This is a genomic window from Acidisphaera sp. S103, from assembly GCF_009765975.1.
Lineage (GTDB): Bacteria > Pseudomonadota > Alphaproteobacteria > Acetobacterales > Acetobacteraceae > Rhodopila.
Map to the genome: position 1 here is coordinate 118,980 of NZ_LMUJ01000092.1, position 21,657 is coordinate 140,636.

The 21,657-nt window shown below is 63.8% G+C and carries 20 protein-coding genes; 15 read left to right on the forward strand and 5 right to left on the reverse strand.

Annotated elements, in window-relative coordinates; translation table 11 throughout:
* Position 1: 1 nt before the first annotated feature.
* On the reverse strand, positions 2–1,324 hold the full coding sequence (ugpB, locus tag GSQ89_RS30250; protein WP_158931828.1) for a sn-glycerol-3-phosphate ABC transporter substrate-binding protein UgpB: 1,323 nt from the start codon (positions 1,322–1,324) through the stop codon (positions 2–4).
* A gap of 195 nt (positions 1,325–1,519) precedes the next feature.
* Between ugpB and GSQ89_RS30255 the strand changes: the two genes are divergently transcribed.
* Positions 1,520–2,170 carry a DJ-1/PfpI family protein gene (locus tag GSQ89_RS30255; RefSeq protein ID WP_158931829.1) on the forward strand — a complete coding sequence of 217 codons (651 nt, stop codon included), beginning with the start codon at positions 1,520–1,522 and terminating at the stop codon, positions 2,168–2,170.
* 166 nt (positions 2,171–2,336) lie between these two features.
* Here the strand turns inward: GSQ89_RS30255 and GSQ89_RS30260 are convergent, their stop codons facing one another.
* Complete coding sequence (locus tag GSQ89_RS30260; protein ID WP_254073446.1) at positions 2,337–3,623, reverse strand: lipase family protein; 1,287 nt, start codon at positions 3,621–3,623, stop codon at positions 2,337–2,339.
* A 478-nt stretch (positions 3,624–4,101) separates the two neighbouring features.
* Positions 4,102–5,577: a PLP-dependent aminotransferase family protein gene (locus GSQ89_RS30265; protein ID WP_216856485.1), complete on the reverse strand. Its 1,476-nt coding sequence runs from the start codon at positions 5,575–5,577 to the stop codon at positions 4,102–4,104.
* A gap of 86 nt (positions 5,578–5,663) precedes the next feature.
* Between GSQ89_RS30265 and GSQ89_RS30270 the strand changes: the two genes are divergently transcribed.
* Complete coding sequence (locus tag GSQ89_RS30270; protein WP_158931832.1) at positions 5,664–6,767, forward strand: pyridoxal phosphate-dependent aminotransferase; 1,104 nt, start codon at positions 5,664–5,666, stop codon at positions 6,765–6,767.
* The gene (locus GSQ89_RS30275) at positions 6,764–7,666 is read left to right on the forward strand and encodes a PhzF family phenazine biosynthesis protein (protein WP_158931833.1); all 903 of its coding nucleotides are present in this window, start codon (positions 6,764–6,766) and stop codon (positions 7,664–7,666) included. Before GSQ89_RS30270 ends, GSQ89_RS30275 begins: the two co-directional genes overlap by 4 nt.
* Here the strand turns inward: GSQ89_RS30275 and GSQ89_RS30280 are convergent, their stop codons facing one another.
* A complete protein-coding gene (locus GSQ89_RS30280; RefSeq protein ID WP_158931834.1) occupies positions 7,667–9,136 on the reverse strand; it encodes an MFS transporter in 1,470 nt (489 codons plus the stop codon). It lies immediately after the preceding gene.
* A gap of 155 nt (positions 9,137–9,291) precedes the next feature.
* Between GSQ89_RS30280 and GSQ89_RS30285 the strand changes: the two genes are divergently transcribed.
* The 6 genes from GSQ89_RS30285 to GSQ89_RS30310 all read left to right on the forward strand — a co-directional run bounded on the left by GSQ89_RS30285 (position 9,292) and on the right by GSQ89_RS30310 (position 16,084).
* A complete protein-coding gene (locus tag GSQ89_RS30285) occupies positions 9,292–9,666 on the forward strand; it encodes an acyl carrier protein (protein ID WP_254073432.1) in 375 nt (124 codons plus the stop codon).
* A gap of 288 nt (positions 9,667–9,954) precedes the next feature.
* The gene (locus GSQ89_RS30290; RefSeq protein WP_158931835.1) at positions 9,955–11,304 is read left to right on the forward strand and encodes a substrate-binding protein; all 1,350 of its coding nucleotides are present in this window, start codon (positions 9,955–9,957) and stop codon (positions 11,302–11,304) included.
* A 34-nt stretch (positions 11,305–11,338) separates the two neighbouring features.
* Complete coding sequence (locus tag GSQ89_RS30295) at positions 11,339–12,214, forward strand: branched-chain amino acid ABC transporter permease (RefSeq protein WP_158931836.1); 876 nt, start codon at positions 11,339–11,341, stop codon at positions 12,212–12,214.
* Entirely contained in the window at positions 12,211–14,031 is a 1,821-nt protein-coding gene (locus GSQ89_RS30300) for an ABC transporter permease subunit (protein ID WP_216856486.1), read from the forward strand. The genes GSQ89_RS30295 and GSQ89_RS30300 overlap by 4 nt, the downstream gene beginning before the upstream one ends.
* The gene (locus GSQ89_RS30305; RefSeq protein ID WP_158931837.1) at positions 14,028–14,726 is read left to right on the forward strand and encodes an ABC transporter ATP-binding protein; all 699 of its coding nucleotides are present in this window, start codon (positions 14,028–14,030) and stop codon (positions 14,724–14,726) included. Before GSQ89_RS30300 ends, GSQ89_RS30305 begins: the two co-directional genes overlap by 4 nt.
* 107 nt (positions 14,727–14,833) lie before the next feature.
* Positions 14,834–16,084, forward strand: coding sequence for an amino acid ABC transporter substrate-binding protein (locus GSQ89_RS30310; RefSeq protein ID WP_158931838.1), 1,251 nt, complete (start codon positions 14,834–14,836; stop codon positions 16,082–16,084).
* Between the two features lie 198 nt (positions 16,085–16,282).
* On the opposite strand, the gene GSQ89_RS30315 is transcribed toward GSQ89_RS30310, so the two are convergent.
* Entirely contained in the window at positions 16,283–17,452 is a 1,170-nt protein-coding gene (locus GSQ89_RS30315) for an NAD(P)/FAD-dependent oxidoreductase (RefSeq protein WP_158931839.1), read from the reverse strand.
* Positions 17,453–17,545: 93 nt separating this feature from the next.
* Between GSQ89_RS30315 and GSQ89_RS30320 the strand changes: the two genes are divergently transcribed.
* The 6 genes from GSQ89_RS30320 (at position 17,546) to GSQ89_RS30345 (ending at position 21,656) form a co-directional block, all read left to right on the forward strand.
* Entirely contained in the window at positions 17,546–18,883 is a 1,338-nt protein-coding gene (locus tag GSQ89_RS30320) for a chloride channel protein (protein WP_158931840.1), read from the forward strand.
* Between the two features lie 58 nt (positions 18,884–18,941).
* Positions 18,942–19,214 (forward strand): type II toxin-antitoxin system Phd/YefM family antitoxin, encoded by a 273-nt coding sequence (locus GSQ89_RS30325; RefSeq protein ID WP_158931841.1) that lies wholly within the window; start codon positions 18,942–18,944, stop codon positions 19,212–19,214.
* The gene (locus GSQ89_RS30330; RefSeq protein WP_216856487.1) at positions 19,211–19,654 is read left to right on the forward strand and encodes a type II toxin-antitoxin system VapC family toxin; all 444 of its coding nucleotides are present in this window, start codon (positions 19,211–19,213) and stop codon (positions 19,652–19,654) included. The genes GSQ89_RS30325 and GSQ89_RS30330 overlap by 4 nt, the downstream gene beginning before the upstream one ends.
* Before the next feature lie 77 nt (positions 19,655–19,731).
* Positions 19,732–20,298, forward strand: a complete 567-nt coding sequence (efp, locus tag GSQ89_RS30335; protein WP_158931842.1) for an elongation factor P — start codon at positions 19,732–19,734, stop codon at positions 20,296–20,298.
* The gene (locus tag GSQ89_RS30340) at positions 20,298–21,125 is read left to right on the forward strand and encodes an inositol monophosphatase family protein (RefSeq protein WP_158931843.1); all 828 of its coding nucleotides are present in this window, start codon (positions 20,298–20,300) and stop codon (positions 21,123–21,125) included. The genes efp and GSQ89_RS30340 overlap by 1 nt, the downstream gene beginning before the upstream one ends.
* Positions 21,126–21,143: 18 nt before the next feature.
* Positions 21,144–21,656 carry an O-acetyl-ADP-ribose deacetylase gene (locus GSQ89_RS30345; RefSeq protein ID WP_158931844.1) on the forward strand — a complete coding sequence of 171 codons (513 nt, stop codon included), beginning with the start codon at positions 21,144–21,146 and terminating at the stop codon, positions 21,654–21,656.
* The last annotated feature ends 1 nt before the right edge of the window (position 21,657 follow it).

Consider the following 21,657-nt stretch of genomic DNA (forward strand, 5'->3'; position numbering starts at 1 on the left):
GTTACGCCTTAGCGGCCTTGGCGAATTCCTTCAGCACCCGGTTGCCGCGGGTCACCGCGACGTCCATAGCCTGTTGCGCGGTCTGCCCGCCTTGCAGCGCCTTTTCCAGCTCTTCCTGGATGATGTTGCGGATTTCCGGGAGACGCCCGAGCCGCAGGCCCTTGGTGTTGGCGGTTACGGTGCCGCGGGTGAGTTGCTCGACAGGAAGGTCGGCGCCCACGTTCTTGGTGTAATAACCCTGCTGCTTGGACAGTTCGTAACCGGCGAACGTCACCGGGACATAGCCAGTGTTTTGCGCCCAGGTCGCATCCACGTCGGGCTTGCCGATGTATTTCAGGAATTCGGCCACCGCCTTGTATTCCGCCGGGGTCCGGCCGGGCGCCGTCATGGGCCACAGGCTGGCGCCGCCGATGATCGAGTTCATCGGGGTCTTGATGATCTCCGGGTCGTACGGAAGATACGCCTCCGCCCATTCGTATTTCGCCGATTTGACCAGGTTGCCGCGAGACGACGACGACCCGAACGAGATCGCCGCCTCACCGGAGATGATCAGCGGGTCTGGCGCAGTGTCGCGGCCGGCGTATTTGAAGGTGCCGTCCTTCGACATCTCCAGCAGCCGTTCGATGTGCTTCACATGCGCCTTGCTGTTGAAGGTCAGTTCGGCGTCCAGCCCGTCGAAGCCGTCGGATTTCGTGGCGAACGGCAGGTTGTGCAGCGCGCTGTACTGCTCCAGCTGAATCCAGGTCGGCCAGGACGTTGTCATCGACACCGGGGCGGCGTTCTTTGCCTTGATCGCTTCGGCCGCCTTGCGAACGTCCTGCCACGTCGCCGGCGCCTTGTCCGGATCGAGCCCCGCCTTGCGGAACGCATCTTTGTTGTACCACATCACCGCGGTGGAGGAATTGAACGGCATCGCCGCCATGCGACCATCGCTGAGGCTGTAATAGCCGCGAACGGCGGGGATATAGGCCTTCGGGTCAATCGCCAGTCCGGTTTCCTGCGCCAGTTCCCACACCGGCTTCACTGCCTTGCGGGCGGCTAGCATGGTGCCGGTCCCGACCTCGAACACTTGCACCAGATGCGGCGCCTGTCCTGCTCGGGAAGCCGCGATCACCGCTGTCAGCGTGTCGGCGTAACCGCCTTTGTAGACCGCCTCGATCTCTACGTCGCTCTGGCTGGCATTGAAGCCGTTGGCGATGCGGGTGACCTCATCGGCCAGGGCCGCGGTCATCGCGTGCCACCACAGGATCTTCGTCTTCTCCGCCGCCCGGGTCCGGGTGGCTGCGAGGGCGATCGGGGCGGCAAGCAGCGTGCGGCGCTTCATTGACGGTTTCCTCACCTGAGTTGGTTCGCAGCCGTTACCAACGCTGCGTTGCCAATCGATTACCTTTTTATGACGGTTGCGTGAAGGGGACATTCGGGGCACGCATGTTCGACCGTGGCGCTGGCCGTGGCGGATTTTTTTTTGCGGACGGGGGCCCGTGTCACAGCGAAACCCCAGGCAAGCAGTGTACCGGACATGAAGCAGTCTTCCGACCCGACGTTGTTCGGCGTGCTGAGCCATGAAGGCGTGGAGCCGATCGACATCGGCGGCACCGTCGGTGTCATATCGATGGCGCGCCGTGTGTTGCCAAACGTCGCGGCAACCGTCGTCGCTCCGCGAGCCGGTCCCGTGCGTTTGGCCGGCGGCGTGACGGTTTGCGCCGATCACGGGATCGATACGGCACCCGCGTGCGATGTGGTGATCGTTTGCGGCGGTACGGGTTGGCCGGCTGCGGCGGCGGATGCGACAATCCTTGCCTATCTACGAGGACTACGGCCGGAGGGGATCGCCTCGGTCTGCACAGGCGCCATGATCCTGGGCGCATCCGGGGTGCTGGACGGGCGCCGCGCCACGACTCGGCGCCATGCGGTCGGGACGGAGGTTGTGGCACCGCTGGAACGGCTCGGACGCACCGGTTCGGCTCGAACCGCGGTGGCACAGGTGGTCGATGCGGGCGTGGTGACCGACGGCGGCGTGTCGTTGGCGATCGACACAACACTGTACCTGCTGGGACGGCTCTACGGACACGACGCCATGGCCGAGATCGCGCGGGCGATCGAATATGACCGAGCCTATGCGGCAAACGGTGCGGCTTTGGGGACGGTGATCGACGTGGCCCCCGGGTAGCGGCACCGAAGGCCCGCCGGCCCGGTCACCGACCAAGCCGCCGAGATTTACGCCGCGGCATTTGATACCGGCATTCTTGGCTCGCTTTTCAGCCTTCGTGTTTCTCGTTTCCGGCAAGGTTACGTTACCCGTCGGGATCGCGGCGGCACCTGATCACCGGCATGCACTAAGCCGGATCGTACGTGAACTGATCGTTGAAATCGTCAAACGTCAGGTTCGGGTAGACCGGCACCGCCGGGGAGGTTCCGAACTCATTCGTCACCCGGATATCGACCGTTCCGACGCCCCGGGGGGACTTGGCGGTGATGCTGGATCCATCATGTGCGACGCTCCACGACGCGGCCGGAATGATACCAAAGTCGACGACGCTGTCCTGGGAGAACGACAGGCCTGGGGGCGGCGTGATAGTGACCGATGTGCCACCGGCGGTGGGTCCGCTGGCCGGCGTGACAGACGCGACGACGGGAGCCGTTGCGGGCAGCGTCGGTGCGCCAAGCAGGTTGAGATAAGTGTTGTTGGCGTGTTGGAAGCCCACCTGGACCTCGAACATGTCCGTCGTCGACTGGACGTTGATGGGATAGACCTGGAACAGAAGTGTAGCGCCGTCATTGAGTGGCGGCTGCTGCGTCGGCTGGACATATTTGTTGCCGTTTCTGCCCTTGGCGATGTTTTTGATCAGGATACCCGGGGCGTCCGCGGGCGTCGCGATCGGCCCGGGCCCTGACGGGCTCGAATCCGGTCCGGGGTAAAACGGATGGTTTTTGTGGTCGTCGACGAGCGAATCCAAAGTTGCCCACGCATTGGGAACCAGGTCGTATTTGTTGATGACGCACTTTGCCCACGGGTACCGGGCGTCGAACCAGGCCGCGAAATCGGCATCACCCGCGGTAGGTGCGGCGAACGTGTACGGCAGAACTTGCTCATACGGCATCAAATTCGCGGCGGCCAAAAACAGGCTGATCGTGGTGACCATAGCGCCGCCAAGGCTGTGGCCAACCACGTACAGCAACGCGGGTGTAGGATTTTGGAGGGCCGACAACAGATCGGTGCCCATCACGATGTCGGTGAATGCTTCCATGGCACCCTGGGAAATCTTGCCGATCTTGCCTTTATTCGGCGTGCCCCCGGCCGCGAAGTCGAGCATCAGGCCGACCTGCATGTCCTCCGATGTGTCGATCGGCGAGCCGCCCATGGTTCCACGCAGGACCAGCGCGTAGACCGGGTTGACGGTGCCGCTTGTCCCAAAGTTCGGGTTGTAGGCGAGATAAGCGAGGTTGGCCCTGCTCGAGGTGAGGCCAACCCATGTTGCCGTCCACTCATTGTTGGTGGCGAGGCCCGGCATCGCGAGTTGCGCCTTGATGCCCTTGAGGATTCGGGTTTCCTGCTCCAGGCGGGTCTCACCGGAAGGTCGCTCCGTCGCGCCGGTCGCCGCCAGCGCAGCCAGTGTCATCATCACTTGTGTCTCAGTGTATGTCGTGGCCATTTGACGCTCCTGGCGAATGATCGCTATTTGTTGCTGTTTGTTTATGGTTGGAGACGGAGCCCCCGGCGAGACAGGTAAAGCATGGATCGGATGACATTGGTGAAGTCAATCAATGGAATCACGGCCCACGGAGCCGGATCGGTTCGAACGCCCGAAGCATGGAAATCGCTGGCTTGGGTCCCGTTCAACAGACGTTACTGAACGAGTAAATTAGGCTAGCGCGTACGATGCGAAAATCCAAGTGCCACCATCAATAATTTTGCTTAATATGAATGCTCCGATAACATGGATAAGTCTGGAAATTACATCGCAGCAATCCTAAAATTTATTCTCTATGGAAAATGCTTCGATCGCTACATCTTCGTATGAGCAACAACGGCTTGCTTTCTCACAAAACGTTAGTATCCAGCGTGCGGAGATTCAACGCGGTAAAATTCTCAAATATAGTTCAGACGTCCCCATTGTCGTGACCTTTCCTTACTATCGCCTCCCCGGCCAGCGCACCCAACCGCCGCAACCCGGTCTCCATCCGCTCATCCCAGCTCTGCCCGCAACTCAGCCGCATGCAGTTACCGTAACGATCACTGGCCGAGAACACATCGCCCGGCGCGAAGCAAACGCCTTGTTCCAGCGCCTGGTGAAACAGCGCCCGCGTCGAGACGGCCGCAGGCAGTTCCACCCACAGCACGAAGCCGCCCGCGGGCTGGGACACCAGCGTGCCCTTTGGAAACGCCCGATCGATCGTGCGGATCATCTGGTGCAGACTGTCTTCAAACGTCCCCCTGACCCGCCGCAGATGGCTGTCGTACCCACCTGACGACAGAAAATCCGCCAAGGCCGCCTGCGGCAGTCCGGGTCCGCACAGCGTCGAGGCGAGCTTGTTCCCCAGCAACCGCTGCATATGCCGTCCGCTCGCCACCCAGCCGATCCGGTACCCCGGCGCAATGGTCTTGGAGAACGAACTGCAATAGATCGTATTGTCGTGCCGATCCAATGCCGTGAACGGCACGGGCCGTTCCTTGCCGAAATAGATATCGCCGTAGATATCGTCCTCGATCAACGGCACCTTTTGCTGTGCCAGCAGGTCCAGGACCGCGATCTTCTTCTCCTCCGGCATGGTGCAACCCAACGGATTGTTGAAGCTGGAGGACAACAGGCACGCCTTGATCGCGCCGCCTCGCACGGCCCGCCCCAGCGCCGACAGATCGACCCCCGTTCGCACATCGGTCGGCAGTTCCAGCACCTTCAGGTCAAGGGCCTCGATAACCTGCAGCATCCCGAAATAGGTTGGCGATTCGACCGCGATCGTATCCCCCGCCCTGGCGACGGTTCGCAACGCCAGCGCCAACGCCTCGGTGCAGCCGCAGGTGATCGCGATGTCCTCCGGCGGCAAAACCTGTCCCCATCGCAGCGCCCGCCGGGAAATCTCCTGCCGCAGCCGCAGATCGCCCTTGGGGACGGTATAGGTGTTGTATTCGCTTCCCTTGACCCGGGCGGCGCGTGCCAGGAACCGGTCGAGCTTCCCGGCCGCCAGCAACGCGGCACTGGGGATCGCGCAGCCCAGCGGCACCAGCCTGGGATCGCCCGCATGCTCCAACAGCTTCGCCATGATGCTGGACACGGCCACGTTCACCGGCTTTCCCGGTGGCGCGGACAGCTCCGGGGCCGCCAACGCGATCGGTCCACCTTTGGTGACGACATAGCCGGAGCGAGGCCGAGCCTCGATGACCCCCCGGTCTTCCAGCAGGCGGTAGGCGTGAAGAGCGGTCGAAAGACTGGCACGCCGCTGGCGTCCGATCTCCCGCAGAGACGGCACACGCCCACCCGGCCGCAATGTGCCGTTGTCGATCAGCGCTGTGACGTAGCCCGCCAATTCCTCGTACCGATGGACCGGGTCTGCCCGCATGGATCGCGCCTTCATCATCAAGCCCGCCTCTTACAACTGTTATGGGTACAATTCCAGTTATCTGTATCTGTTATCTTCGGAGTTGGCACGTTAAACAGTCGCCCATGGCCCATTTCCCAACCAACGACATCATGACCCTGGTCGGTCCCGCACCCCGGTTCGACCTCGCGGAGAGCTTCGGACCGGACCTGCATCTGCACGATGTGCTGGGTCCGGACGACATCCCCCTCGGCTACGGTTCCACGGCGGGAGATCCCGGACTGCGGGCGATAATCGCCGAACGTAACGGCGTTGCTCCGGACAACGTCGTCGTCACCATGGGCGGCATGCACGCGCTGTTTCTGGTTGCGTTCATCCTGTGCGATCCTGGCGACGAAGCGATCACGACCGCACCGGTGTTTCCCCTCGCCCGCGCCGCACTGGAAACCGTCGGTGCCGAAATCCGCACTGTGCGGCTGAACTTCGATCACCGCTACCAGCCGGACCCGGCGGACATCCGCGCCGCCCTGTCGGTTCGGACGAAGCTGGTCAGCCTGGCATCGCCGCAAAACCCGTCTGGTTCGGCTATTCCGCCGGAGACCGTCCGAGCCATCCTCGACGCGATGCGGGAAGTATGCCCCGACGCCTATCTCCTAGCGGACGAAACGTACCGTGAGGCCGTGTACGGCGACGATCCCGCCGCCCCCAGTCTCGTCGATCTTGGTCCAAAAGTCGTTTCCGTCGCGTCCCTGTCCAAATGCCACGGTGCGCCCGGTTTACGCATTGGCTGGGCAATCACCCGCGATCCCGTCCTGCGCCAGCAACTGATCCTGGGAAAATTCAGCACCGTGATCTCCTGTTCCGCCGTGGACGAGGCACTGGCCTGCCGCGTGCTGCGGCACAGCCATCGATCCCGGCACGACCACTTCGCGGCCTGCCTGGCAAGCACCGCCGCCTGGATCCGGCAGAATGCGGACCGCGTCGAATGGGTCCGCCCGGATGCCGGGGCAATCTGCTGCGTGCGGTTGCATTCGGACAGATTCGACGATGCCGCTGTCAGCCGTTTCTATGATGAATTGGCCAGCCACGGCATCCGCGTCGCCAACGGCACCTGGTTCGGCGACGAAGCCCGGGTTTTCCGGCTCGGTTTTGGCTTACTTCCCCTGCAAGACCTCGAAGCAGCTCTCGCCGGCGTTTCGGCGGCCCTCGACAAGGAATCCATGGCATGACGCGCCGCTTCCATACCCTCGATGTCTTCACCGGACGGGCGCTGACAGGCAATCCACTCGCCGTCGTGCTGGACGCGGAAGGCCTCGACGATCAGCGCATGCAGGCGATCGCCCGGGAGTTTAACCTGTCGGAGACGGTGTTTGTCGGCGCTTCCGCTCATCCGGACAACCTTGCCAGCCTGCGCATTTTCACCCCCGGCCGTGAAATTCCCTTCGCCGGCCATCCAACCGTCGGCACCGCCGTGCTGTTGGGCCTGCTGAACCCGAACGGTGCCCGGGAATTCATTCTGGAAGAAAAAATCGGCGTGGTGTCATGCGACGTCCAGGTCCTGGGCCCCGACCACGGACACGCCACCTTCACCCTGCCTCGCCTGCCCGAATGTATCGGCGCCCTGCCCGACAACACCACCCTCGCGGCCGGCCTTGGCCTTCAGGAAGGCGATATCGGCTTCGGCACGTATAAACCGGGGCTTTACTCGGCCGGCAATCCGTTCCGTTGCGTCCCGTTGCGGAGCCGCGACGCCGTGAGCCGGGCGTGCCCACAAGGTGAAGCGTTCGCCCGCGCGTTCGATGTGGGGACCGACGGGTTCACCAATGCGTTCGTCTACTGCGCCGACCCAATCGATCCAGCGCACGCCTTCCACGCGCGGATGTTCGCCCCGAGCGTGGGCGTGCCGGAAGACCCCGCGACGGGGGCGGCGGCGGCCGCCTTCGCCGGGGCGTTCATGGACGCCGAAAAACCCGCCGACGGCCACCACACCTTCGTCATCGAGCAAGGCGATGCCATGGGACGCCCCTCACGTATCACAGTGTCGATCGATGTCGTTGATGGCCGGCTGCGGGAGGCCCAGATCGGCGGTCAGGCCGTGATCGTCAGCGAAGGACGGCTGCGAGCCTGACTATTGTCCAACCCGAGGCGCCGGAACGGGCGTAGGCGTGGGAGCCTCCACCGCATGCCGGCCTGTCAGGTCGTCCCCCGCACTGACCGGCATCAGGAACGCAATCGGGGCCGCGGCCAACGTCATCAACCCAACCACGACGAATGCGGCGCTGAAGTCTGAATTCTCCGGCGTCAGGTGATGCGACATCGTGCGCGCCATCTCCAGCGCCAGTGCGCCGACAGACACCCCGACGGTCGCCGCAAGCTGCTGTCCGGCGGTGTAGAGACTGGTCGCCGCGCTCATTTGCGAGCGTGGCACATCGCCGTAAGCCAATGTGTTGTAGGCGGTGAACTGCAAGGACCGCAGGAAGCCGCCGACCAGCAGCACGAAATATATCGCCGCCGCCGGCCATGTGGGACGGAACAGCGCGCACATCGTCAGCATGATGCCCGACAGCACGCCGTTCCAGATCAGCGTGTCGCGAAAGCCGAATATCCGCAGGGCATATTGTGCCGCCGGCTTCATCACCAGTGCGCCCGCCGAACTGGCAAAGGTGATCATCCCGCTCTCCACCGCGGCATCGCCGAAACCGACCTGCAACATCATCGGCAGCAGGAACGGAATCGCCCCGATCCCGGTGCGGAACAGCATCATGGCGCTGAACGACAGGCCGAAGCAGGGCAGCCGCATCAGGGTGAAATCCAGCAGTGGCGCCGCCGTCCGCCTGGCATGCAGATAATACAGGAATGCGACCGCCAGGCCGGCGGCGATCATACCCTGAGTTAGTTCCGGCGAGACCAACCCGCGGCCGACGGTTTCCAGCCCGAACATGATGCAGATCAGCGCCATGCCGGTCAGCACCAGGCCGCGCAGATCGAAGGCGCCCTTGGGAGGTTCACGAAAATCCTGGATGAACAGAGTCACCGCGACGATGCCGATCAGGCCGACGGGGATGTTGATGAAGAACGTCCAGCGCCAGTTGAAATAGGTGACGATGAAGCCCCCCAGCGGCGGCCCGACCACCGGACCCAGCAGGGCCGGCATGGTCAGCCAGGCCATGGCGGCGACCAATTCCGACTTCGCCGCGGTCCGCAACAGCAGCAACCGCCCGACCGGCACCATCATCGCCCCGCCGATCCCTTGCAGCACGCGGGCCGCCACCAGCGCCGGCAGCCCGTTCGACAGGCCGCACAAGATCGAGCCGATGGTGAATACCACGATCGCCGCGCGAAACACGTTGCGCGTGCCGTAGCGGTCGGCCACCCATCCACTGGCAGGGATGAACACGGTCAGGCTGAGCAGGTACGACGTCAGCGCCACGTTCATCCGCACCGGATCGTAGCCGAACGACCGGGCCATCGTGGGTAGCGCCGTGGCGATGATCGTCGAATCGAGGTTCTGCATGAACAGCGCGGACGCGACGATCACTGCTGTGAGACGGGTTTCCTTGGAGACTCGGGGCGGACGGAGGGAGGGCTGTGCGGGCATGCCGCCAATGTCGCGCGGGACGCGCCACGGGGAAAGCCCCACGGCCTGGATGGGTCACACTGGCGGCCGGGTCTGGTCCCATTAGACGCCCATTAGCGGTCGCGGGAGGCCCCCCGCCCATTCATACATTGTTCATTAAATCGGTGGCACACTGGATGTCGGCTATCTCTGGCACGATCGAGACTTACGCCATGGCACACCCGACCGACGACGTAAAAAACTGGATGAACATGTTCCGCTGGATCGTGAAACTCATCCGTGACGAGTACGATGTGGACGAAGCCATCCTGACGCGTTCGGCCGTGCTGGAAACCGACTGCGGCCTGATGATCGAGCAAGTGGAGGTCGTGCTGGCAATCATCGCCGAGAGTTTCTCGCTACGATTTCCGGCCGGGACACTCGATGAAGTCGTCAAGCTGGATGAACTTTGCATGGTCGCAAGCTGGATGAAGGGCCTCTACAAGCGGCCGGAGTTCGTATCGGAGGGGTTCGCGGCAAAATGCCGGGCGGCCAACCCAACCTGCACCTGAGCGACCCGTCCTGGACTGGATATTTTCTCTCCCGCCCGATTGCGGGATAGCCCTCCGACCGCGGGACCGACGGCAAAGAACGGAAACGTCTTCCGCTCCGCCAGCATTCCACTCAATGAAGGAAATTCATCGCGAATTTTACATATCTGCACGAGTCTCGCCACCGGCTCGGCGCTGCGCTGCACAACGTCTTCGCCAGTTGCAACAATTTAGGTTTGTTTGTACACGAATCGAGCGCAACCTGCGTCAATGCCGGGTAACCAATAATAGATCAGGGAGTTTTGGCTAATGAGCAAAACGAACGTCCTCGACACAGCCGTGGTGCAGCGCCGCGATCTGATGCGCGGTGGCCTCGGGATCGCCGGCGCCCTGGCGACCGGTGCCGCTTTGTCCCGCCCGGTCTTTGCCGACGAAGCGCCACTCGGCAACTACCCGGCCGGCACCACCGGCTCCTCGATTTTCGTCGGCCTGTGCACCCCGTTGACCGGAACCTATGCCGCCGCCGGCGTGGATGAGCGCAAGGGCTTCGAACTGGCGATGGCCCACCTGAACAGCGGACATGAACTGATCCGCAAGATCTCGCCGCTGACCAAAACCGGCGTCCTTGGCAAGAAAGTCGAATTTGACGTCGCCGACTCCGAAGCCAAGCCGAACGTCGCGGTGCAGGCGCAATCGCGCTTCATCAGCGAGAAAAAGGCGATCATGATCGCCGGGTCCGTCAGCAGCGCCGTCGCGGTCGCAAGCAACAAGTTGGCGCAGCGGGAGCATGTGATCTACCTGCCGCTGGTCAGCGGTTCCAATGACACCACCGGCAAGGATTGCGTGCGCTACGGCTTCCGTGCCTGCCATTATGCCTATACGGCGGCCGCCGCCATCGCACCGGAACTAATCAAGGCGTTCGGCAAGAACAAGAAAGTCGCCTACCTGACGCCGGACTATACGTATGGCCACTCGGTGACCGGCTCGATGCAGGAATTCCTCAAGCCGGCTGGCTGGACCACAATTACCGATCAGGTCTGCCCGCTGGGCGCGCCCGACTACAGTTCCTTCCTGCTGAACATCGCCAACAGCGGCGCCGAGGTGCTGATCAACGTCAACTTCGGCAATGACGCTGTCGGGTCCATCAAGCAGGCTAAACAGTTCGGCATCCTCGACAAGATGGCACTGGTGATGCCTTACCTGTCGCCTTTCCTCAGCAAGGAAGTCGGAGCCGATTTGATGCAGGGCGTCTATGGCACTACCGAATTCTGGTGGACTCTGGGCGATACCAATCCGATGGCCAAGATGTTCGTCGATACGTTCAACGCCAAATACGGCTACAAGCCTGAGTGGGCCGCGCATGTCGCCTATATGCAGGTGGGCCTCTGGGCGGACGCGGTGGAACACGCCAAGACCTTCTATCCCGGCGACGTCATCGCGTCCTATGAATCGGGACGCACGATCCAGACCGACCTGGGCCCGGTGAAGTGGCGCGCCGCCGATCACCAGCTTATCCGCCCGGTGGTCGTCACCCGCGGCAAGAAGCCGTCAGCGATGAAAACGCCCGACGACTACTTCGACATCGTCGCGTTGGTGCCCGGCGAAGGGCTGATGCAGGCGCCGGATGCCTTTGGCTGCAAGCTTGGTTCCGTGACCTGATACCCATGAACATCCGTCCCGTGCACGACACGACATGCTGAGCTGGCCGAACTTCATTTCTCAACTGTTCAACGGGTTGGCGCTTGGCGCCCTTCTCGCCCTGATCAGTTCAGGACTGACCGTCATCTACGGCACGCTCGGGGTGCTCAATCTCGCACACGGCGCGATGTTCATGATGGGTGGCTATGGCGGCTTCGTCACCTATCAGTACACCCACTCTTTCGCTCTCGCGCTGGTCGGCGGCACGCTGTGCGTGCTGGTGATCGGCGTGGTGACGGAGCAGGTGCTGATCCGCCATTTCTACCGCCGCCCGCCGGAGGACCAGTTGCTGGTCACCTTCGGATTGGGCATCGTCTTCGTCGAGCTGGTGCGGCTAGGCTTCGGCAGCCTGTCACTGCAGGTCTCGCCACCCGAGTGGGCCAGCGGCATCACCCGGATGGGATTCCTGATCTATCCCACCTACCGGCTCTATGTGATGGGCATCATCGCCGTCGCCCTGGCGGTGCTGTATCTAATCCTGTACCGCACCCGCATCGGCATGATCGTTCGTGCCGGCATCGAGGATTCCGGCATGGTCGACATGCTGGGTATCAACGTCTTCCGGGTGTTCATGCTGGTGTTCGGGATCGGTGCCGCCGCCGCCGGTTTCGCCGGCATCGTCGATGCTCCGGTGTTGCCGCTGACGCCCGATATGGGCGACCAGATCCTGGTGGAAACCTTTGTCGTCGTCGTGATCGGCGGTGTCGGGTCCTTCCCCGGTGCCATCCTGGGCGGGCTGATCGCCGGTGAAATCCTCAGCATTACCTCGATGTTCAACCCGAGCTACTCGCAGGTCATGCTGTTCGTGGTGATGACGCTGGTGCTGTTGTTGCGGCCGCAAGGGTTGCTAGGGCAGTCGTCGCGCACATGAGAAACCGGGATACGATGACTGTCTGGCGGGCGTTCCTGCCGGATCTGTTGACCGCCTGCGGCCTGATCGCCGCCCCGTTCATCCTGCCTTCGCTCGGTTTTGCCGCCGACACGGTGAACCGTATCCTGGTGCTTGGGCTGTTCGGCATCGGCTTCGACATCCTGTTCGGCTTCACCGGCCTGCTGTCGTTCGGCCAATCGGCGTTCTTCGGCACCGGCGGCTTCGTCGCCGCCTATCTCACCATCAACGGGATCATCCCCAACGTCATGCTGGCACTGGTGATCGGCACCATCGTCGGGGCCGCGACCGGCGTCCTGGTCGGGCTGATCGCGCTGCGCCGCACCGGCATCTATTTCGCCATGATCACGGTGGCGATCGCCGAGACGTTCTTCTTCGTCGAGAACTCCCCGCTGGCCGCCTATACCGGCGGGGAGAACGGGCTGTCCGGTGTACCAAGCCCGGTCTTCAATCTGGGATTTGTAACGTGGCGGGTGGGCACCGGATACTCGATGTACACCTTCCTGGCGATCTGCTTCCTGGTCGGCATGATCATCGCCCGGCGCATCATCCACTCACCGGTCGGCGCCATCTTCATGGCGATCCGCGACAACCCGATCCGCGCCCGCGCCGTTGGCCATGCGGTGGAGCGCTACAAGCTTCTCGCGTTCACCATCGCCGCCGCTTATGCGGGGTTGGCGGGCGGTCTGCTGGGTGTTCTGCAGGGCTATATGCCACCGGATGCCTTTACCTTCGACACCTCCGGCGAGTTGATCATGCAGACCATGATCGGCGGCACCGGCTTTCTGTTCGGCCCGCTGGCCGGTGCCGCCGTGTGGCTGTACCTGCGTGATTTCCTGCAGTCGGGCCTTGGTCTCGGTGCGGCGTGGAAGTTGGTGCTGGGCATCATTTTCGTTCTGCTGATCTGCTTCCTGCGTCGCGGCGTGATCGGTGGCGTGATCGACCTGGTCGGCTTGGCGCGACCCCGTCGGTCCTCCGCCCCGACGGATGAAGAACCGCTGCCGGCGGATGCCCCACCCAAGAAACGGCCTGCGCCGCCGCCCGGTCCGGTACTCGAAGTGCGCGGACTGAGCCGCCGCTTCGGTGGCCTGGTCGCCAACAACGATATCGATTTCACTGTCGAAGCGGGCGAGCTACGTGGAGTCATTGGCCCGAACGGTGCCGGCAAAAGCACCTTCTTCAAGATGATCACCTGCGAAATGGCGCCCACCGCCGGCACCATCCGCTTCCAGGGACGCGACATAACGGGCTGGGATGTCACCGACGTGTGCCAGATCGGCCTGACCAAAAGCTATCAGGTCAATCAGCTTTTCACCAAACTGACGGTACGCCAGAACCTCGCCATCTCGGCGCTGGCGGCAGCCCGCGGCCGCTTCCGTCTCGATGTGCTGCGTCGCGCGACCCATGTCCCTGGCGTGACGGCACAAATCGCTCACACCCTGGCGTTGATCGGCCTGACCGGACGGGCGGACGTCGCCGTCAGCGATCTTGCCTATGGAGAAAAGCGGCGGGTCGAGATCGGCCTGGCGCTGGCCAGCGAACCCACCCTGCTGCTGCTCGACGAGCCGCTCGCCGGCATGAGCCCGCAGGAACGGGCCGAGACCGTGCAGCTTCTGAGGCGTATCCGCGTCGGCCGCACCCTGATCGTGGTGGAGCATGATATGGACGCCATTTTCGGGCTGGCGGAGCGGATCACCGTGCTGTGCGAAGGCCGCGTCCTGGCCGATGGCACGCCGCTCGAAATCCAGGCCAGCAAAGCGGTGCAGGATGCCTATCTCGGCGGCGAGGTTGTGGAATGAGCCTGCTGGAAGTCGAGGGCCTGAACAGTTATTACGGCGACAGTCACATTCTGTTCGATATCGCCATGCGGGTCGAACAGCATGAGGTCGTTGCCCTGTTGGGCCGCAACGGGGCGGGCAAGAGCACGACACTGAAAAGCCTGATGGGCGCGGTGCGTCCCCACAGCGGCCGGGTCGTGCTGGATGGCGTGTCCATCGCCGGCAAGGCCGCCCACACGATCGCCAGGCGCGGCATGCAACTGGTCCCCGAGGATCGCCGGGTCTTCGGCAGCCTGAATGTCGAGGACAACATCGTGCTGGCCGGTCTGACCGCGCCGAAACGTTGGCCGTTGGACCGCATCTACGAAATGTTCCCGCGGCTGAAGGAGCGTCGTTCCAGCCGCGGCACCGATCTGTCCGGTGGCGAGCAGCAGATGCTGGCGATCGCCCGCGCACTGGTTCGCGACCCCAAGATCGTTCTTCTGGACGAACCGTTCGAGGGGCTCGCACCGATCATCGTGCATGATCTGGTCAGGGTTTGCCGTGATCTCGCGGCAACCGGCCTGACCATTATCGTCGTGGAGCAGAATATCGCGGCGGCGCTGAACCTGGCAAACCGAGCGTATATACTGAATAATGGACATGTGGTGCATGAGGGGGTAACGGAAGAGCTACGTCGCGACCCGAGCATCCTACGCCGCCACCTGGGCGTCTGACGGGGCTGTCGGTGGGACCGGGTCATCGGGATGTCCGGACACCCTTTCACTCGCCATCGAAACAGCGCTACGCTTCCGCGAAACAAAACGTCCTTGGGGGAACATCCATGTCGTGGGCCGCACGTCTCGCCTGCCGATTGCTACCGCTCGCCATCATGGCGGGTGGCGCCGTCCACGCCGCCGAACCGCTGACCATCGGCCTGAACCTTGGCCAGACCGGCTCCCTGGCCCCGAACGGCAAAGCCGCTCTGCTTGCCATGCAGATCTGGGTGGAAGACACCAACGCCAAGGGTGGCCTGCTTGGCCGGCCGGTCAAGCTAATCACCTATGACGACCAGTCGAATCCCGCGCTTGTGCCTGGCATCATCTCCAAGCTGCTGGACGTGGACCACGTCGATATCCTAATCGCCGGCAACGGCACCAACATGGTCGCCCCCGCCCTGCCCATCGCGATGCAGCGCCATCTGACCCTGGTCGGTCTGTTCGGCCTCGATGTGAACAGTGAGTTCCACTACCCGAATTATTTCTCCATCATTCCCGCGGGCGGTGAACATCCGAAAGAAGCTTTTTCGGCGGGATTTTTTGCCATGGCTGCCTCCGCCAATCCTAAACCCAAGACCATCGCACTAGTCGGCGCCGATGCCGAGTTCGCAAAGAACGCCATCGACGGCGCCCGTGCCCAGGCGAAACGCGCCGGCTACAAGATCGTCTATGACAATACCTACCCGCCGACGACGGCGGATTACTCGCCGATCATCCGAGCGATCCAGGCGACCAACCCCGACCTGGTTTTCGTCGGGTCCTATCCGCCCGACACCGTCGGCATGATTCGTGCGGCCAATGAAGTCGGGTTGAACGTGAAAATGTTCGGCGGCGGTATGGTCGGGCTGCAGGCCACCTCGATCAAAACCCAGCTTGGCCCACTGCTGAACGGCATCGTCAACTACGATTTCTGGCTACCGGTCCCCGCCTACAACACGCCCGAGGCCCAGTCCTTCCTGAAGAAATACCAATCCCGCGTCGGCACCAGCGGGGTCGATGCCCTAGGCTACTACCTGCCACCGTTCGCGTACGCCGACCTTCAGGTCGTCGGTCAGGCGGTGGAGGGTACGCACAGCACCGATCAGGCGAAACTGGCTGAGTACCTGCACGCCCACACGTTTCACACCTTGGTGGGCGACATCAAGTTTGGCCCCACCGGCGAATGGGCCGAACCGCGTGTGATGGAGGTCCAGTTCCACGGCATCAAGGGCCACGACGTCGAGCAGTTCCGTGACATGAGCATGCAAACGGTTCTGTTTCCACCCGCGCTGAAGACGGGTGACCTGCTGTATCCCTACACGGATGCCCGCCACTGATCCGGCTTACGCGCTGGATCCCATAGCCGCCCGCAGATCCGCCTCTATCCTGCCTTGCACACCAGCAAGGCAGCGTGGATCGCGGGCAGCGTCAGATCGAAGCGTTCTCGCCAACCCGGCGTCGGCGTCGTCATGATTCCGAATGCGATCTGATTGGATTTTTGATGTACAACGTATCGAGGGTCAGGTGATAACTGACTAGACCGCCTCGCCAGCGCTCCACCCACTTGCCCATGCCCACTGGAAATTATACCCACCGAGCCACCCGGTCACGTCCACTGCCTCGCCAATCACGAACAACCCGGGCACCTCGCGCGCCGCCATCGTCGCGGATGACAGGTCGCGCGTATCCACCCCACCGCAGGTTACTTCGGCTTTCGCATAGCCCTCGGTCCCCGACGGACTCACCGTCCACCGCAACAACTGGTCCGCCACCGCCAACAGCGTTCGATCCGGCAAATCCGCCATCCGCCGCCCAGCCACAGGTTCGGCCAGGGCCGCCGCCAACCTGGCCGGCAAAACCTCGGCCAGAACGCTGCCCAGCCCGGCCTTCGGCCTATCCCGCTTCCGCGCCAACAGAAACGCCGCCGCATCGACCCCCGGCAGCAGATCCAGCGCAATCGCCCCATGCCGCCAATAGGACGAAATCTGCAACACCGCTGGCCCCGATAACCCGCGATGCGTGAACAGCAGGGCCTCCCGGAACGCCAACCGCCCGAACGCCACCGAACATGGCAACGAAACCCCACTCAACGGCCGCATCAACGCCAACAGATCGCCATCGAACGTCAAAGGCACCAGCCCCGGCCGGGTCTCCGTCAACCGCAACCCAAACCGGACCGCCCAATCGTGCGAGAACCCGGTTGCCCCCATTTTCGGGATCGACAACCCCCCGGTCGCCAGCACCAGGCTACCTGCCGAGAACACCCCCCGGTCCGTCTCCACCCGGAACGCGTCCGCCCGGCTGACATCCATAACTCGATGCGCCACCCGCACATCAACCCGCACGGAGGCACATTCCGCCAACAGCATGGCGACAATCTCCCTCGCCGACCCGTCGCAGAACAATTGCCCCAGTGTCTTCTCGTGAAACGCGATCCCGTGCTTGCGGACCATCGCGATGAAATCCGCCGGCGAGAACCGGCTCAGCGCCGACCGGCAGAAATGCGGATTATCCGACAGGAACCGGTCGGGCGCCGTGCCGGTATTGGTGAAATTGCACCGGCCGCCGCCGCTGATCAGGATCTTGGCACCCACCGCCGGCGCATGATCCAGCAACAGCACCCGCCGTCCGCGCTGTCCGGCTCGTATCGCACACATCAGCCCCGCGGCGCCGGCGCCCAGGATAATCACGTCATGTTGGGTCATCGGCCATGGCTATAGCAGGCCGCCACCGCCGCACACATCTGAAGCCACGCGGAACGGCTTACCGCGACCGGAGCCGCTCATCATGACCCTCGAATGATCGCCCCCATCCTGGCACGGCGAAACGCAGCCGGGTTCTGGCTCGCTGTGGTGTTGACCGGCGCCGGCACCGGCCTTGCCGCGATCGCGCTGACCGCGCTGCTGGAATGGGTGCAACACGTCATGTGGGGTGGCCACGGCCTCGACCTGCTGCAGGCGGCCGCCCGAACGCCGCCATTGCATCACCTCGCCATTCTGATCGGCGCCGGCGTGCTGACCGGCGCCGGCCAGCTTCTGCTCACCCGTCTGCCGAGCGGCAACGGCATCGACATCACCGCCGCCATCTGGTTCCAGGCCGGCCATCTGCCGGCCCTGCGCACCCTGGGCAGCGCCATGCTGTCGGTGACCATCGTCGGCATGGGCGCCGCCTTGGGCCGCGAGGGCGCCCCGAAACAAGCCGGCGCGGTGATCGCCAACGCGATGTCCGACCGGGTCCGCCTGTCGGATGAAGAACGCCGCCTCGTTGTCGCCTGCGGTGCCGGTGCTGGCATGGCCGCCGCCTACGGCGTCCCCCTCGGGGGTGCACTGTTCGCGCTGGAGGTCCTGCGCGGCGCCCTCGCCCTGCGTTTCGTGCTGCCCGCGATGGTCACCACCTTGGTCGCGACCGGGGTGTCGTGGGCGTTCTTGCCCGACACGCCGACCTATGTGATCCCGGCGTTCCACGGCTCGCTCTCCAGCACCGCGTGGGCATTGCTGGCCGGCCCCGTGGTGGGCCTGGTTTCAGTGGCCTATGTCCGATCAGTCGCCTGGGCCGACGGCCACAAGCCGACGGGCTGGCGTCGGGTCGTTGCCCCGGTCGTGGTGTTCGGTGTGCTGGGCGCCGTATCGATCCCCTTTCCCCAACTCCTCGGCAACGGGCGCGATGTCGCGGCGATGGCCTTCACCGGACAGATCGGTCCCGAACTGTTGGTGTGCCTGGTACTGCTGCGCCCCGCCGCCACCGTGCTGTGCCTCGGCAGCGGCGCCCCCGGCGGCCTGTTCACCCCGTCGCTTGCCTTGGGCGCGCTGTTGGGTGGAGCGCTCGGCATACCCTGGGCATGGCTCTGGCCCGGCGTCCCGCCCGGCCTGTTCGCGCTGGTGGGTGCCGCGGGGATGCTGGCCACCACCACCCAGGGCCCCATCTCGACGGTGGTGCTGATGATGGAACTGACCGGCTACGCCAGGGCGGCCATCGTCCCGATGCTGGTCGTCGTGGCAACCGCGACGCTGATCGCTCGGACGATCGAGCCGCGCTCCATCTACGACGCGCGCCTCACAGACGAGCAGGTTCGTGAACGGCAGCGGGCTCGCGATCACGCGCCGGGCGAACCCGACGCCGGGGCTGATGCGGCTTGAAGCGGCGATATGACCATATTAGATGACCAGTCATGCCCCATTGACCAATCGGTGAACCATGCCCACCACCCAGACCATCAGCGCTTCCGAGTTCAAGGCCAAATGCCTGAACATCCTCGATCGTCTGGCAAGCCACGAGCTCGATCGGGTTGTCATTACGAAGCGAGGACAGGCTGTCGCCGTCCTTACCCCGCCCGATCATCAGGCCGACGCGGTGCGCAACATTCACGGCTTCATGCGGGGTTCGGTGATCATCGCCGACGACGTGGACCTGACCGAACCGGTCCTGGATGAACCTCTCGACGCCGAACTGGGCATATTGCACCGGTGATCCAGGATACCTCACCACCTGCCGTCTTGCTCGACACCTGCGTCGTCATCTGGCTGGCAAACGGCGAACCGCTGCCGCCGGCCGCGAAGTCCGCGATCGTGCATGCCGGGCTGACAGACGGCATGTTCGTTTCGACTACCTCAGCATGGGAGATTGGCCTCCTCAGCCGGCCGAGACCCGGTCGACCACCGGCGGTGCAGTGCCTGCCGGACCCGAAAACCTGGTTTGCCCGTTTCCTGACTGGGCCGGGCATCAAGGAGGCGCCAATCACCACCCCCATCGCGATCGATGCATCCCATCTGCCCGGCACCTTCCATTCCGATCCCATGGATCGCCTCATTGTCGCCACCGCCCGCCACCTCGGCATGCCGATCGTCACCAGCGACCGCAAGATCATCGCCTATGCCGAGTCCGGCTACGTCCGCGCCATCCCCTGCTGAGCCAAAACCTTGCCCCCGCCCCCTCCAGGGTCTAGAAGCCCGCACCTTTCCCCATTCTTTCGGACGGACACCAACCCATGAAACAGCAGGCGAACCTGATCCGCGCCGGCCAGGTGATCGAGCATGACGGCAACCGCTGGACCGTGCTGAAGCAGCAGATCATCACCCCCGGCAAGGGCGGTGCCTTTATCCAGGTCGAGATGCGCAACCTGAAAACCGGCAACAAGACCAACGAACGCTGGCGCACAGCCGACACCGTCGAGCGTCTGACCACCGAGGAAAAAGAGTACACCTACTCCTACTCCGACGGCACCAACCTGGTGCTGATGGACCCGGAAACCTATGAGGAAGCCCACGTCCCGGCCGACCTGATGGGCGACGCGGCACCGTTCCTGCAGGACCAGATGAAGCTGACCGTCGATCTGGTGGAGGGTGAGCCGGTGGCGATCCACCTGCCCGTCTCGGTGACGCTGGAAGTCGTCGAGGCCGATCCGGTGGTGAAGGGCCAGACCGCGTCGTCGTCCTATAAGCCGGCGATCCTGTCCAACGGGGTGAAGACCATGGTGCCGCCGTTCATCGAATCCGGTGAACGCATCGTCGTCCGCATCGAGGACGCCTCCTACATGGAGCGCGCGAAGGGCTGATGGCCTTCCGTCTCTCACCGCACCTGACCGTCATGGCCAACGCCGCCCAGAAGGCGGCGAAGCGGCTGCTGCGCGACTTCGCCGAGGTCGAGCAGTTGCAGGTCAGCGTCAAGGGGCCGTCCGACTTCGTCTCGCAAGCCGACCTCCGCGCCGAGGCGACCCTGAAGGAAGAACTGAACAAGGCCCGCCCCGGCTATGCCTTCCTGATGGAGGAATCCGGCGCCTCCGGGTCCGAGAACTGGACCTGGCGCTGGGTGGTCGATCCGCTGGATGGCACCACCAACTTCCTGCACGGCATGCCGCACTGGGCCATCAGCATCGCGCTGGAACGCCGGCTGCAAGACGGCACCTCGGAAATCCAGGCCGGCCTGATCTACGCGCCGGCGGTGGATGAGATGTTCTGGGCCGAAAAAGGCACCGGCGCCTTCATGAACGAACGCCGCCTGCGTGTCTCCGCTCGGCGGGAAATGTCCGAAGCAGTCTTTGCCACCGGTATCCCGTTCGCCGTCGTCTCCTCCATCCGGCAACGAGCCTTCAGCCGCACGCTGACGATGCTGATGCCGCAGGTGGCCGGTATCCGCCGCTTCGGTGCCGCCGCGCTGGACCTGGCCTGGGTCGCGCATGGCCGGTTCGACGCCTACTGGGAACTGGGGATCAAGCCGTGGGACATCGCCGCCGGCGAACTGCTGGTGCGGGAAGCCGGCGGCTACGCCACCGATGTCGGCGACGGCAATCCGCTGAGCACCGGTAACATCGTCGCCGGAAATCCCCATCTGCATCCGAAGCTGCGGACGGTGGTCGCCGAGGGGATGTCGCCGCCCGCCTAGGTCAAAGCGGAGGTCGATATGCCGCGGATCGTCGTGCAGCAGGCGGACATCACCACGCTCGCCGTCGATGCCATCGTCAACGCCGCCAACGAATCCCTGCTGGGCGGCGGCGGTGTCGACGGCGCCATCCACCGCGCCGCCGGACCGGAGCTGCTGCGGGAATGCCGGACACTCGGCGGCTGCCCGACCGGTGAGGCTCGGATCACCAAAGGCTACCGGCTGCCGGCTCGGTTTGTGATCCATGCCGTGGGGCCGCGCTATCGGGATGGCCGGCATGGCGAAGCTGCGCTGCTGGCCGGTTGCTATCGCAACAGCCTGGAACTGGCGGTGGCTCATGGGGTGAAGACGATCGCGTTTCCGGCCATCAGTTGCGGGATTTACGGCTATCCGATTCCGGCGGCAGCACGGATCGCGGTCGAGACCGTGGAGGCGTTTCTCGCCGTCAATGAAACGTTGTCGCAGGTTGTCTTCGCCTGTTTTGGTTCGGACGTGCTGGCCGCGTTTCGGGACGCTCAGGGTGATAGCCAATGAC